Here is a 13,176-nt window from a genome sequence, read left to right on the forward strand (position 1 = left end):
GTTGGAGTAACTCTTTTTCATTGTCATAGTGTTGAATGAGAATGCTGATAAGCAGAACGACGAACTGCATAGTATATTCGAGGTGCAATCATAGCACCGATAATTGTAAAGATCATATCCTTAACCGCGAACCACATCATAATTGTCCAGGCCGCTTTGTAACTCATATTTCCGCCCATCCAGAAGTTTACAGCCGCATACATATAAGTAGTACCAATGATATAGGTTAAAATAATTCCTGTAAAAGACGCGATTGCAAAGGTACTGAATTGTGGTTTTTCTCTTGGTTCTACTAGTTTTCCTGATACGTAAGCAACGATAATGAATGCGATAATAAAACCACCAGTAGGATCTAAAAGTGCGCCAAATCCAGCTTTGAACTGCGCGAAAATTGGTGCTCCTGCAACACCAACAAGCATATAAACAGTCATAGATAAGGCCCCAAGTCTGCTTCCAAGAAGAAGACCTGCTAAAATTGCGAAAAATGGTTGCATGGAAAGTGGAATACCAGCCACTTGTAAAAACGGTGCCCAGGATACGATATTCGCACCGATTGCCATGAGCGCAACAAACATAGCAGCTAGTGCTAAATCTAAAGCACGTAATCGTCTCATATTGTTAACCTCCAGTTGTTGTTTGGTTAACAATATAGTAGCGAATCCATTTATCCGTTGTCAATTAAAATGTTTTGATAGTTAGGCTTTAGTGCTTTTCTAAGTAAAGTGTATGGAATGCGAAATTGTGGAATACCGCTTGAGTAAGGAGCTATTTCATATAATGAGAAATAGATGACAAGATGATCGGGTTCTAAATAATAGTTAAATTTCTTTGTACTCATGACTTTTTCAGTTGCATCTGGAAAATAGATGCTTTCATTTTGCTTAATTTGTCTAACGATTTCTGTGCGGATGATATCTTGATACGTACTGTCTTTTTGAAATAAGTCGTCCAAATTAAGTAATCTTTTTTCATTTAAATCAAATGTATTCGCCTTCCATGTATATAGTCCGTGTGCTCCACCTGTATACTGATAATAATTTACATAGAGACTGAGTAAGGGAGATTTTTGCAATGTTACTTTATAGTCAACATTTGCAACATATGGATGAAAAGGAGCATTTGATTCCTGAGCCTCTGTATAATATTTTTTTGCTTCTTTCGCTAATGTTGTTTTAAAACGATCAGTAGTTGTTTTATAGTATGTATTCAACTTTTTTTGAAATTTTGTATCGTAAAAATTACTAAAATAAGGTCTGCTAATTTGATATTCAAGATAAGGTTTCTTACCTTTTTGTGTGACAGGCTTAATATCGATTGTCAGGTTAGAAGGGTGGGCTGCATTCGTATAATTTGGTACAATAATGAGCAAGGAGACTAAGAGTAATAGAATATAGAATTTGTTTTTCATGTAGATAGAACCTCCTTATATAAGTGCTATAGGTAGTTTGAAAATAAATAGGGAAAATTATACATTTTTAAACAAGAAAAAGGAGGAAGTAGTATGCCGAAAACATTAATGGATGCACTTGGGATTGAGCTGTTAGAAATGACGGAAGAAAAAGTAGTAGCAACTATGCCAGTAGATGGACGCACACATCAACCTTTTGGTTTTTTACACGGTGGCGCATCAGTTGCATTAGCAGAAACTGTAGCGAGCGTAGGCTCCTATAATTTAATTGATCAAGAAAAGTGTATTTGTTTTGGTCTTGAAATAAATGCGAATCATATTCGCTCGAAACGCGATGGAATCGTAACAGCAATCGGTACGCCAATCCATAAAGGACAAACAACAATGGTTTGGGATGTGCGAATCATTGATGAAAATGATGATTTACTTTGCATTTCAAGATGTACAGTTGCAATTAAAGAGAAGCGTGAGCAATAAAAAAGGCTGCCCAGAGGCAGCCTTTCTATCATTAGAACTGGATTTTCTTCTCTAAGAAGCCTTTTAGTTCGCTAATTGGCATACGAACTTGCTCCATTGTGTCACGGTCACGTACTGTAACAGCTTTGTCTTCAACTGAGTCGAAGTCATAAGTGATACAGAATGGTGTACCGATTTCGTCTTGACGACGGTAACGTTTACCGATAGAACCAGTTTCGTCAAAGTCTACCACGAAGTCTTTTGCTAGTTCTGCGAACACTTCCCCAGCGCCTTCAGATAACTTTTTAGATAGTGGTAAGATTGCTGCTTTGTATGGTGCTAAAGCAGGGTGGAAACGAAGAACTGTACGAGAGTCGTTTTCTAATTGTTCTTCTTCGTATGCATCACATAAGAATGCTAATGTTACGCGGTCTGCGCCAAGAGATGGCTCGATGCAGTATGGTACGTAACGTTCGTTCGTTTGTGGATCGATATAGTTAAAGTCTTCGTTAGAGTGTTCCATGTGACGTTTTAAGTCGAAGTCTGTACGAGATGCAACGCCCCAAAGTTCGCCCCAGCCGAATGGGAATTTAAATTCGATATCTGTTGTTGCGTTACTGTAGTGAGATAACTCTTCCTCACCGTGGTCACGAAGACGCATGCTCTCTTCGTGCATACCAAGTGATAGTAACCAGTTTTTACAAGTGTTACGCCAGAATGTGAACCACTCTAAATCTTCACCAGGTTTACAGAAGAATTCAAGCTCCATTTGTTCGAATTCACGTGTACGGAATGTGAAGTTACCAGGTGTAATTTCGTTACGGAAACTTTTACCGATTTGGCCAATACCAAATGGAAGTTTTTTACGCATAGAGCGTTGTACGTTTTTGAAGTTTACGAAAATACCTTGTGCTGTTTCAGGGCGAAGGAAGATTTCGTTTGTGCTAGATTCAGTAACACCTTGGAATGTTTTAAACATTAAGTTGAACTGACGGATTTCAGTGAAGTCTTCGCTACCGCAATCTGGGCATTTTACTTCATGTTCTTTCATTAATCCAGCCATTTGATCGAAAGTAAGACCATCAACGACCATTTCGATGCCTTTTGCATCTAAAGCATCTTCAATTAATTTATCAGCACGGTGACGCGCTTTACATTTTTTACAGTCAATCATTGGATCGTTAAAGTTACCAACATGACCAGAAGCTACCCAAGTTTTTGGGTTCATTAAAATTGCTGCGTCTAAACCAACATTGTATGGAGATTCTTGAATGAATTTTTTCCACCAAGCTTTTTTAACGTTATTTTTTAATTCGATACCAAGTGGACCGTAATCCCAGGTGTTTGCAAGACCACCATAAATTTCAGAACCAGGGAAAACAAAACCGCGATGCTTCGCTAAGTTTACAACTTGTTCCATTGAATACATAATAAAATCCTCCTTTTAAAAGTTAACGTATTAGGGCGATGACTGGATGTACTTGTTGAATGGCAATTTCTCGAGCAAGCCGCTTGCGCTTTTCGGTGAGATCTAGCTCCAGCGGCTAGAATGTTCGGTGGCTTCGCTGCTTCCGCTTTTAAATAAAAAAAGCTCGTCTCTAGGCATTTTTGCCTAGGGACGAGCTTGTATACCCGCGGTTCCACCCTAGTTGATGTGTGTGTAAACACACAACCACTTTATCACGTATTGCTCGAGACTGCCGTTTCCTCGCTTTTTCAGGCTTTCACTATCCCTGAATCGCTTTTTGTGCAAGTACTTATAAGTCTGTCATCGCTACTATATTTTATAATAATGACCATATTCTATCATGTTCCTTTTTAAATCACAATAGAGGAACGATTGTATCTATATAAATACAAATTGAAAAAAGGATAGAACACCTTTCTTTTTTAGATGGGAGAGAGCGTCCGCCGATGGTTAGAAGCGGACAGTGCCATTTTTAGCCCCATGCCAAGTGAAAACAGAAGGAGAAAACGAGTGGATATCTTCTTTTGTTTTCATAGCTGTGATTTGTATGATGGAAAGCATTTGTGTATAAATACAAATTGAAAAAAGGATAGAAAACCTTTCTTTTTTAGATGGGAGAGAGCGTCCGCCGATGGCTAGAAGTGGACAGTGCCATTTTTAGCCCCGTGCCAAGTGAAAACAAAAGGAAAAAATGAGACCATCGCTTCTTTTGTTTTCATGGCAGGGACTGATATGTTGGAAAATCAAGATGGATATATATGATAGAGTTTCGCCTATTTTACTATTCTTTATCATTTTAATCGAGAAGACCCCCCTCCTCTAAATGAAGTGAAGGGGGAGAGTTCAATCTGAAGAGGTGCTCATAGTAGAGCGAATATGTTTAATTGCTTCACGTTTGCTTAGAGGAGCAAGTTCATGATTTTGAACATATTCCCATACAGCATCTGGGCTTGTTTTTGCGTATTCACGAAGTACCCAGCCGATTGCTTTTTGGATGAAAAATTCTTTTGAAGATTTGAGTTGTCCAATGATTGAGAAGAGAAGTTTTTCATCCATTTGTTCTTTATATTTTAGTTGAAATAAGATTGCGGAGCGCTGTAACCATATATTTTCTGAAGCAATCCATTTCGGGATGTATGTTTGAATGGCTTCTGGATGTTTCAAAAAAATGCTTCCTAGGGAGGTAGGAACAATGCCATCAACGGAATCCCACCATGATTTCGTTATAATGAGTTCTTCTAAGAACGGGATGTGAGTTTTATCAAGATGCTTTTTATATTTCTGTAATAGATCGAGAGCGGCGGCTTGGAATTCGCGTTCTGGTAAATCCCAAAGTTCACGGATGACGGTTTGAAAGTCCTCTTTGTCTGGAAGTTTATGTACTTGTATGACTTCACGTAATAGCTTTCTTCTTTCCGGTGTTTGAATACCGAGAAATGGGAAATGATTTTTCATATAACGAGCCATTGGTTCTGCTTTTTCAGGATTTTGATGTGCGATAAACTGTTGCTGTAAGGCTTTTACAAATGGGTGCATAAAATTGTTCTCCTTTCATGGTCTTTGTTCATATTATATAAAGAAGTGATATGAAATGGATATAAGAAATCCGATGAGAGTAGAAAGGAGAGGGAGCGATGGAAGATCAAAGTATATTAGCAGGTTTTTTTGCTCTTAGTTTTGTTGCTATTGTTATTATTTTAATATGGGCATTTATTGCGTATTTGTTAACTGCATTTGCACTCTATACAATGGCAAAAAATGATGGTGCTGAAGATGGCATTCTTGCTTTTATTCCATTTTTAAATAGTAAAGTATGGGGGGATTTGGCAAGGGAGAAGTTACCTGATTTTTTGAAAGAAGGAGCTGGATGGAAAGTATTCGGTATATACGTTGCTTGTTTTATTTTGAACTTCATTCCAATCATAAGCCTTTTAGCAAGTGTTGTAGTACTCGTTCTGTCGATTTACTTAGTATACGCCATTTTGGAGCGTTATGGTACGAACGCAATATTATTTACAGTCATCCATGTGATAACATGTTCTATTTTTCTTCCGATTCACCTGTTTTTGATTCGAAATGAACCAACGAAATATTAGAATTTATTATGAATAATCATGTTGCATATTGTCGAACGGTCGATATGTTGTTCCGAACCGCCGATATATGATGGGAAATAGAAAGGGAAAAGGCTATCGCATCTAGCGATAGCCTTTTTTGGATAGTGATTCTAAGCGAGCCACTTCCGCTTTTTATGGAATCCAGCTTCAGTGGCTAGAATCTCCGGTCGTTTCGCCCCCTCGGACGAAGCAAAAAGCGCTTCTTTGTCGGATGCTCCAACGCCCTGCGATTCCAAACGAGCAACTTCCGCTTTTTATACTACATTAAGTAACGCAGATAAATATAAATGTGAGAAACAATTAATGAAACAATCATAATTGGGAAACCGACTTTTAAGAAGTCCACGTAGCTAAATCGGTGTCCTTCACGGCTTGCGATTCCAGCAACGATTACGTTAGCGGAAGCACCGATTAATGTTCCGTTTCCACCTAGACAGGCTCCTAATGCTAATGACCACCATAATACATCGATTTGTGCATCAGAAGGTGATAGACCAAGACCGACTGCCATATCGTTAATAAGTGGAATCATTGTTGCAACGAACGGAATGTTATCGATTGTTGCTGAAGCAATGCCGGATACCCATAAAATAAGGATGGATGCGTAAGAAATATCTCCGCCTGTTAAACCGATTACTTTTTGGGCTAACATTTTGATAAGTCCGATATCAATAAGTCCACCAACGAGTACGAATAGACCAGCAAAGAAGAAAATTGTAATCCACTCTACGTGAGCGAATACTTCTTCAATTTCATGCTCTTTTACACCGATTAGCATAAGTACAGTAGCACCTGTTAATGCGATTACTGCGGCGTCAATGTGGAAAATAGAATGAGTCATAAAACCGAGGATTGTAAGTCCAAGTACAGTTAAAGATTTTTTCATTAGTACAGCATCTTTAATGTATTGTTTTTCGTCTAAGCTCATTAGTTTTTTAATTTGTACAGGGTCAGCAATTAACTGCTTGCGGTACATAAAGTAAATCATTATCGCGGTAACAGCGATAATAATTAGTACGATTGGGGCTAAGTTGAATAAGAAAGCATTAAAATCTAAATGCTTGTTTGCAGAACCAATCATAATGTTTGGTGGGTCACCAATTAATGTTGCAGTTCCCCCAATATTTGAAAAAATAATTTCGGAAAGTAAATATGGAACAGGATTTACTTGTAAAATGCGCGTAATAGATAAAGTAACGGGAACAACAAGAAGTACAGTTGTTACGTTATCTAGAAATGCGGAACCGAGCGCGGTAAGCAAAGAAAGAGAAATTAAGATTTTAATTGGATTTCCTTGTGCTTGTTTAGCGGCTTTAATTGCAACATATTGGAATACGCCTGATTTACTTGTGATGTTTACTAATATCATCATGCCGATCAGTAGCGTGATGGTTCCCCATTCAATATGTTTTGTAAAAGCGTTGTGCAAGTCGACGACACCAAAGATGACCATAAGTGCCGCACCGAGAAGCGCGATAACAGCACGGTTAATTTTTTCTGAAATGATAATGGCATATGTAATTAGAAAGACTGCGATTGCAAAGTAATATTGCCAGTTAGCGATTTCTTGCGTTGTTTCGTGCAAAAATTCCATCTCCTTTCGGGTACTTTTCTTAGTGTGTCATAAATTTCTGGAAGAAACACACTTAAAGCCATTATAAAGTAGAAAAATGTCGGATGTAAATGAAAGGGTTTGTTTTGTCATATTTTCTGTACAAATGAATTTTTCTTCTTTTTAAAAATATTTGTGGTTATTTGACATATACATAAGATACATCCAATCTGAATGTATCTTATGTAATAGCATTCGAGCCTGTTCGTGTAGGAGTACAAAGTAGACAGAATGATAAGGAAGGGATCGTATGGATGGACAACAATTTTTATTTTTGGATTTTGAGTTCACGATGCCTCAAAATAGGAAGAAACCAAAGGGTTTTTTTCCAGAAATTATTGAGGTAGGACTCGTATCAGTTGTTGATTGTGTAGTGGAAGATACGTATTCATCGTATGTACGACCGGAAACTTTTTCATGCTTAACAGAGCGGTGTAAAAAATTTTTAGGAATTAATCAGGAAGCGGTAGACGGAGGGATTTCTTTTTTGGAACTTGTCGAGAAACTTGTACAATATGAAAAACGTCGTCAAACAACAATTGTAACGTGGGGTAATATGGATATGAAAGTATTGAAGCATAATTGTGAGGCCATAGGTGCCGAGTTTCCTTTTTCGGGGCAATGCCGAGATTTATCACTCGAGTATAAACGTTTCTTTGGCGAACGGAATCAAACTGGATTATGGAAAGCGATTGAAGCGTACGGGAAAGTAGGAACAGGAAAGCATCATTGCGCGCTTGATGATGCGATAACGACCTATAATATTTTTAAACTAGTTGAAAAGGATAAAGAATATTTAGTAAAGCCATCTCCCCCGACTTTAGGTGAGCTCATCGATTTTTCAAAGGTGTTAAAGAAAGTGAGTACACAATAGCGACCAAATTACAAACTGTGTAATTTGGTCGTTTTGTTTTTTTTACAGCTTGTAATCTTGTTTTAACTGCTGGAGTACCTGCAAACTACGCCTCGCAAACGGACCGTCATTTTCTGAGAATTCATTCATTTGTGCTTCTAATGCGGATTGTAAGGATTCTTTATAATCCGGAATATCGCCCTCGTATTTTTTCACCATTTGCTGCGGGATATTTGTTTGCTCCCTGAATGCTAAAGCGCGTCTTTCATGGAAAAATGGAACATCCGCTTGTTTTACATTATGTAAATCACCTTGCGTCGGATGTTTTAAAATAGCTAACACTTTCACAACGTAACTTCCAGGACGGCTGTTTGTAATTTCACCGATATACTTTCCTGTTTTATAGATACCAGTAACGATATCACCAATTTGGAATGTTTCGTTCATATTTTTCACCTCAACTTTATAGTAAGGAAAGTGAGGAATAGAGTCAAAGAAATCATTTGCGGGAGAATGATTTTGAGAAGTTAGGTGTGCTTGTGATCAGAGAAATGTTATAATTCGAAATAATATAACAGAAAATTCTGAGGGATCGAAAGGATGAAGGTATGCATCGTTTGCTTCGATGAATTCACAGATATAGATGTATTTTTGCCGTGGGATTTACTGAATAGAGTAAACTTGATTGGAAGAATAAAAAATTGGGACGTTAAACTTGTAGGGAGGAGTGATCTTCATGATGCCTTTATATTTTCCGGAAGATAAAACAGAATATATTATTCCAGGGATTGTTTGTGTTTTATTTATAATCGGTGCGATTGCAACATGGCGCATGTTTATTCGCGTATCAAAGAGAGAGGCGGAACGTTTGGAGAAAGTGGAGCGCAAGCTGTTAGCGGAAAAGAAACACTAATTCGGTTTTGTATGTTTCCCTCTATGCTCGGACAATCTAAGGGCAGAATGTATTCTGGAGGGAATTGTGATGAAAAAGCAGCTTTTATTCGGGTGTTGTTTGCTGTTTCTTATGGCAGGTTGTGATAAAGGAAATCCGAAAGAAATCGATGTGAAATTATATAATGCTTCTGGTGATAAAGTTGGAACAGCAAAAGTGAAGCAGCAAACAAGTGGTGTGAAAATATCCATTAAGGCAGAAGGATTTTCGCCAGGTGCACATGGATTACATATTCATGAAATTGGAGAGTGTAAAGCACCACGTTTTATATCAGCTGGTAATCATTTTAATTTAGAGAAGAAAAAGAAACATGGACTTATGAATCCAAAAGGTGCAGAGAATGGTGATTTGCCGAATGTTATTGCGGATGATACAGGAAAGATTAAGGCGGAGATTGAAGCGCCTAATGTATCACTTCAAGAAGGGAAAACAACGCTGCATCGAAAAGATGGTGCGTCTATCATTATTACGGAAAAGCCTGATGATGGTATGACGCAGCCTGCTGGAAATTCAGGGAATCGAATTGCTTGTGGCGTCATTGTAGAAAAGGCAGCCGCTAAGAAAAAGTAGAAGCTACCTTTGAAAGGGTAGCTTTTTTTAGTTAATTATGAAAATACACACTTAAGTCTATGTAGTATTTCTTCAAGTTGTCTTCTTGAACAGCCGATGTTAATCCGAATATGCTGTTCTCCACCTGCTCCGTATTTTTCACCTGGTTCAACGATAATTTTCCCGTTTTCTTCAAGCTGTTTTGTTCGTTCTTTTTGAGATAGGTCAAGGCGAGAACAGTCGACCCATAGTAAAAAAGTACCTTCTGATTGAATAACGGAAAGGGTAGGGATATGCTGCTTGATAAATTCACAAGCAAATCGGGCATTTTCTTCTATATATAAACGCATTTCTACTAGCCAATCGTTACACTCTGTATAGGCGCTTTGCATTGCTACATAAGCAAATGTATTTAACCCATGAAAGCCTTGACGGTGTTGCACAGATGTAAAGGCATGTCGAAGTTTTTTGTCAGGAATAATAATAATAGATGCCTGTAAGCCTGCGATATTAAATGTTTTACTTGGCGCCATGCAAGTGATTGTACGCGCTGCTAATTGTTTTGACAATGAAGCAAGTGGCGTGTGTGTATGACCTGAGAAAATAATGTCTGCATGAATTTCATCTGAGATAACGGTTACATTATATTGTTCACATAGCATGCCGAGTTTTGTAAGCTCATCCTTTGTCCAAACGCGACCAACCGGGTTGTGTGGACTACAAAGAAACATAAGTTTTACACCTTGCTGAAACTGTGTTTCCAAATGTTCAAAATCCATTGTGTATGTGCCACCCTGTAAAAGTAATGGACTTTCCCATACATGACGGTTATTTTTTGTGATCATGTCAAAGAATGGGGGATAAATAGGTGGTTGTACAAGTACGGCATCATTTTCAGTTGTGAAAGCCTGTACACTAGTGCTAAGAGCAGGAACGATACCTGAACTAAATACAATCCATTCTTCTTTTATATCCCAATTGTATGCACTTTTTGTCCAACGACAAATAATATCTGTTATTTCTTCAGGTGGCATTGTATATCCGAAAATAGGATGCCCAAGGCGTTTCTGCAGTGCAGATTGAATTGGCTCTGGAATAGGAAAATCCATATCTGCAATCCATGCGTGTAACAATTCTTCATTCTTATATGTATCCCACTTTACACTATGTGTTCCCCGGCGGTTTACAGTTTTATGAAATTGCTGCATCTTTTTTGCTCCCTTCTACTTGAATCTATGATTTTGTAAAAGTTCCTCCCTTCTTCTAGAATAGCTGATATGATACGATAAAGAAAAGAGTGAAAAATAGGAAAAGGCGGGAAGTAGATGGGCGCATATGAAAAGATGGTGGAAATGGTGAAGAATTGGGATCCTTTTCAAATGGGATCGGAATTTTATGAAACAGAAGCAAGCGATGTTGTGTACGTGGTAAGTGCGTTTGACGATCCGAAATATATTGCAAAAAAAATACAGCATATTTATTTTATGTCGTTTGAAGAAATACCAGCTATTGAAAAATGCGAGAAATTAGCACAGGAATTACTCGTACTAAAAGAAGGCGGAAGTTGTTCATTGTAGGCTGTCGGAAGTTCCGACAGCTTTTTTTAGTAGGAAGTTTATCCCGCATTAACTGGCAGTAGCACTCCCACCTCAAGATTCAGCGAAAGCAAAGAAATTAGATCGGGGATGAAGACCTCCTACTGAATAAAGTTTCACTTTATATCGTACCTTGTAGAATGGTTGATATGTTGTGTCGAAGTGCCGATATATATATGAATACTATTGTGCTGAAAATGCTATGATTTCTTCATATACATGCTCTGGCTTTTCCTCTGGTAGCAAGTGTCCTGTATTGTCGTATGAAATAAATGTAGAGTTTGGCAAGTCTTTGTGTAGCCGGTGCCCGACATGAACGGGAACAACGCGGTCTTTTTCACCCCAAATGAGTAAGGTTGGGGTCTCGATTTTTCGTAATTCAGCTGATGATAAATCTCCTTCTCGGTCCCTGATCATTCGCGTTAAGGCAGGGAAAATGCGGTTATCATAAAAGGGAGCAGCGTACCCTTCCATCATTTCATCATCAATTAAAGAGTGGTCATGAACGACATTCATTAAATTATGAACGATGCCTCTTCTTATAATCCAATTTTTTACGTATAAATGAAAGAACGGTAAATAGGAAGAGTAGATGAGCGGGAACTTTGCTCGTGTTAAGTAGCTTGAGCTACATAGTAAGATTGTTTTTGTAATTAAATCAGGACGTATGCGATTGACATAGAGTGAGATTTGTCCGCCCATTGAATGACCGACTAGCACAATGTTTTGAAGTGCTAAGTGTTCCATTAAATCGATAATTATAGTTGCTAAATTATGATAGGAATATATAAATTGGTTGGACTTATCACTTTTTCCGAACGGTGGTAAATCAAGTGCGACAACTGTTCCTTCTTTTGCAAGCAGTGGGATAAGTCGTCGATAACTAAATGAGGATGAGAGAAAACCGTGAACGAGTACAAAAGTTGGTTTTTCCTCATTACTCTGGTGTTCATACAACTCGTAATGAACAGTAGTGCCGCGAGTGGAAAAAGTGAAGTAGGGATGCTCTAGCTCATGTTTCATTTTCTTTCACTCCATTGATTTTTTTCATATCATCTCCTAGTAGAAAAAGATTTATGTTAACAAAAAAAGGCAAGATGGGGGTCCATCCTACCTTTTTCAGTGCTAAGTGTTATCCTCGTATAATATTAGGCGGTGTTTTTCCTTGTAACCCTGCAACTAAATTCTCTGCAGCGGTCATTGCCATTTGGTGTCTTGTCTTTAATGTCGCAGATCCGATGTGCGGCAGCGTAACAACGTTTGTTAAAGATAATAACGGATTATCTTTTTCGACCGGTTCCTGTGTAAATGTATCGATACCTGCTGCAAAGATTTTCTTTTGTTTCAGTGCGTCGATTAATGCAGGTTCATCAACTGTTTTCCCGCGGGAAGCATTAATGAAAATAGCTGTTTCTTTCATTAATGAAAATTCTTTTTCTCCAATGAGCTGATATGTTTCTTCTGTTAATGGCGTTAAAAGAACAATGAAATCAGATTGCTTTAGTAGTGTGTGTAAATCACAATACGCGGCATCAAATTTTTGTTCGGCCTCTTCCTTACGACGCCGATTATAATAAAGGACATTCATATCAAATCCAAATTTTGCGCGCTTGGCAACAGCTTCTCCAATTCGCCCCATTCCAATAATCCCAATTGTACTATGATGTACATCCAGTCCGAAGTGTTTTTTTGTAATTTCGGCATTCCAATTACCGTCTTTTACATAAGAATCAAGCTCACATACGCGTCGTCCAGCTGATAGCATAAGAGCGAAAACAAGATCGGCCACTGTATCATCTAATACATATGGAGTATTCGTTCCAATCACGTTTCTGCCCTGCATCGCTTCTAAATCAAAGTTATCATAGCCAACAGAAATGTTGCTCACAACTTTTAAGTGAGGAGCTGCTCGCAATAACTCTTCGTCGATTTTTGTCCCAAAGTTAAGCAAGCCATGTTTATCTTTTATTTTTTCTAATAGAACTTCACGAGGAATCTTTTCATTACTATCCCATTTTTCATATTCACAATGCTCGGAGAGATATGTTTCTACAAATTTTGGAACGCGTTCAGCGATATATACTTTTGGTTTCACGGTTTCCGCCCCTTTCTTTTTCATTTTTACATAATTCTCTAAAAAAATCTTCTTTTCAAACATAAAAAGGT

General features: G+C 38.0%; 15 protein-coding genes and 1 pseudogene. 7 read left to right on the forward strand and 9 right to left on the reverse strand.

The features are described from left to right. Positions 1 to 23: 23 nt before the first annotated feature. Together MHH45_RS19270 and MHH45_RS19275 are read right to left on the reverse strand one after the other, a co-directional pair. Entirely contained in the window at positions 24 to 614 is a 591-nt protein-coding gene (locus MHH45_RS19270) for a biotin transporter BioY (protein ID WP_016132151.1), read from the reverse strand. 50 nt (positions 615 to 664) lie between these two features. Further along, the gene (locus MHH45_RS19275; RefSeq protein WP_016112333.1) at positions 665 to 1,408 is read right to left on the reverse strand and encodes a DUF3298 and DUF4163 domain-containing protein; all 744 of its coding nucleotides are present in this window, start codon (positions 1,406 to 1,408) and stop codon (positions 665 to 667) included. Positions 1,409 to 1,501: 93 nt separating this feature from the next. On the opposite strand from MHH45_RS19275, the gene MHH45_RS19280 reads away from it, so the two are divergent. Further along, positions 1,502 to 1,885, forward strand: coding sequence for a hotdog fold thioesterase (locus MHH45_RS19280; RefSeq protein WP_016112332.1), 384 nt, complete (start codon positions 1,502 to 1,504; stop codon positions 1,883 to 1,885). A 31-nt stretch (positions 1,886 to 1,916) separates the two neighbouring features. On the opposite strand, the gene MHH45_RS19285 is transcribed toward MHH45_RS19280, so the two are convergent. Continuing rightward, positions 1,917 to 3,293: a glycine--tRNA ligase gene (locus MHH45_RS19285; protein WP_016112331.1), complete on the reverse strand. Its 1,377-nt coding sequence runs from the start codon at positions 3,291 to 3,293 to the stop codon at positions 1,917 to 1,919. Between the two features lie 882 nt (positions 3,294 to 4,175). Beyond that, the gene (locus tag MHH45_RS19290; protein ID WP_016132150.1) at positions 4,176 to 4,868 is read right to left on the reverse strand and encodes a DNA alkylation repair protein; all 693 of its coding nucleotides are present in this window, start codon (positions 4,866 to 4,868) and stop codon (positions 4,176 to 4,178) included. A gap of 98 nt (positions 4,869 to 4,966) precedes the next feature. Here MHH45_RS19290 and MHH45_RS19295 point away from each other — a divergent pair, with 98 nt between their 5' ends. Beyond that, the gene (locus MHH45_RS19295; protein ID WP_003208937.1) at positions 4,967 to 5,428 is read left to right on the forward strand and encodes a hypothetical protein; all 462 of its coding nucleotides are present in this window, start codon (positions 4,967 to 4,969) and stop codon (positions 5,426 to 5,428) included. 280 nt (positions 5,429 to 5,708) lie between these two features. Here MHH45_RS19295 and MHH45_RS19300 read toward each other — a convergent pair whose 3' ends face one another. Further along, positions 5,709 to 7,034 carry an ArsB/NhaD family transporter gene (locus MHH45_RS19300; protein ID WP_016112329.1) on the reverse strand — a complete coding sequence of 442 codons (1,326 nt, stop codon included), beginning with the start codon at positions 7,032 to 7,034 and terminating at the stop codon, positions 5,709 to 5,711. A 277-nt stretch (positions 7,035 to 7,311) separates the two neighbouring features. Between MHH45_RS19300 and kapD the strand changes: the two genes are divergently transcribed. Beyond that, complete coding sequence (gene kapD / locus MHH45_RS19305; protein WP_016112328.1) at positions 7,312 to 7,935, forward strand: 3'-5' exonuclease KapD; 624 nt, start codon at positions 7,312 to 7,314, stop codon at positions 7,933 to 7,935. A gap of 42 nt (positions 7,936 to 7,977) precedes the next feature. Here the strand turns inward: kapD and MHH45_RS19310 are convergent, their stop codons facing one another. Then, positions 7,978 to 8,361 carry a kinase-associated lipoprotein B gene (locus MHH45_RS19310; RefSeq protein ID WP_016112327.1) on the reverse strand — a complete coding sequence of 128 codons (384 nt, stop codon included), beginning with the start codon at positions 8,359 to 8,361 and terminating at the stop codon, positions 7,978 to 7,980. A 153-nt stretch (positions 8,362 to 8,514) separates the two neighbouring features. Between MHH45_RS19310 and MHH45_RS19315 the strand changes: the two are divergent. The 3 genes and pseudogenes from MHH45_RS19315 to MHH45_RS19325 form a co-directional block, all read left to right on the forward strand. Then, a pseudogene (locus tag MHH45_RS19315) lies at positions 8,515 to 8,652 on the forward strand (ThiJ/PfpI family protein); the annotation flags it as partial. Next, entirely contained in the window at positions 8,651 to 8,827 is a 177-nt protein-coding gene (locus MHH45_RS19320; protein WP_003201612.1) for a hypothetical protein, read from the forward strand. The pseudogene MHH45_RS19315 and the gene MHH45_RS19320, both read left to right, overlap by 2 nt. Before the next feature lie 69 nt (positions 8,828 to 8,896). After that, complete coding sequence (locus MHH45_RS19325) at positions 8,897 to 9,436, forward strand: superoxide dismutase family protein (protein ID WP_016132148.1); 540 nt, start codon at positions 8,897 to 8,899, stop codon at positions 9,434 to 9,436. Between the two features lie 35 nt (positions 9,437 to 9,471). On the opposite strand, the gene MHH45_RS19330 is transcribed toward MHH45_RS19325, so the two are convergent. Further along, positions 9,472 to 10,623 carry a MalY/PatB family protein gene (locus MHH45_RS19330; RefSeq protein WP_016112324.1) on the reverse strand — a complete coding sequence of 384 codons (1,152 nt, stop codon included), beginning with the start codon at positions 10,621 to 10,623 and terminating at the stop codon, positions 9,472 to 9,474. A gap of 117 nt (positions 10,624 to 10,740) precedes the next feature. On the opposite strand from MHH45_RS19330, the gene MHH45_RS19335 reads away from it, so the two are divergent. After that, on the forward strand, positions 10,741 to 10,992 hold the full coding sequence (locus MHH45_RS19335; RefSeq protein WP_016132146.1) for a DUF1871 family protein: 252 nt from the start codon (positions 10,741 to 10,743) through the stop codon (positions 10,990 to 10,992). 201 nt (positions 10,993 to 11,193) lie between these two features. Here MHH45_RS19335 and MHH45_RS19340 read toward each other — a convergent pair whose 3' ends face one another. After that, positions 11,194 to 12,033 (reverse strand): alpha/beta fold hydrolase, encoded by an 840-nt coding sequence (locus MHH45_RS19340; RefSeq protein ID WP_016112322.1) that lies wholly within the window; start codon positions 12,031 to 12,033, stop codon positions 11,194 to 11,196. 109 nt (positions 12,034 to 12,142) lie between these two features. Continuing rightward, entirely contained in the window at positions 12,143 to 13,129 is a 987-nt protein-coding gene (locus MHH45_RS19345) for a 2-hydroxyacid dehydrogenase (protein WP_016132145.1), read from the reverse strand. Between the last annotated feature and the right edge of the window lie 47 nt (positions 13,130 to 13,176).

The organism is Bacillus sp. FSL K6-0042, assembly GCF_038006685.1.
GTDB lineage: Bacteria > Bacillota > Bacilli > Bacillales > Bacillaceae_G > Bacillus_A > Bacillus_A pseudomycoides.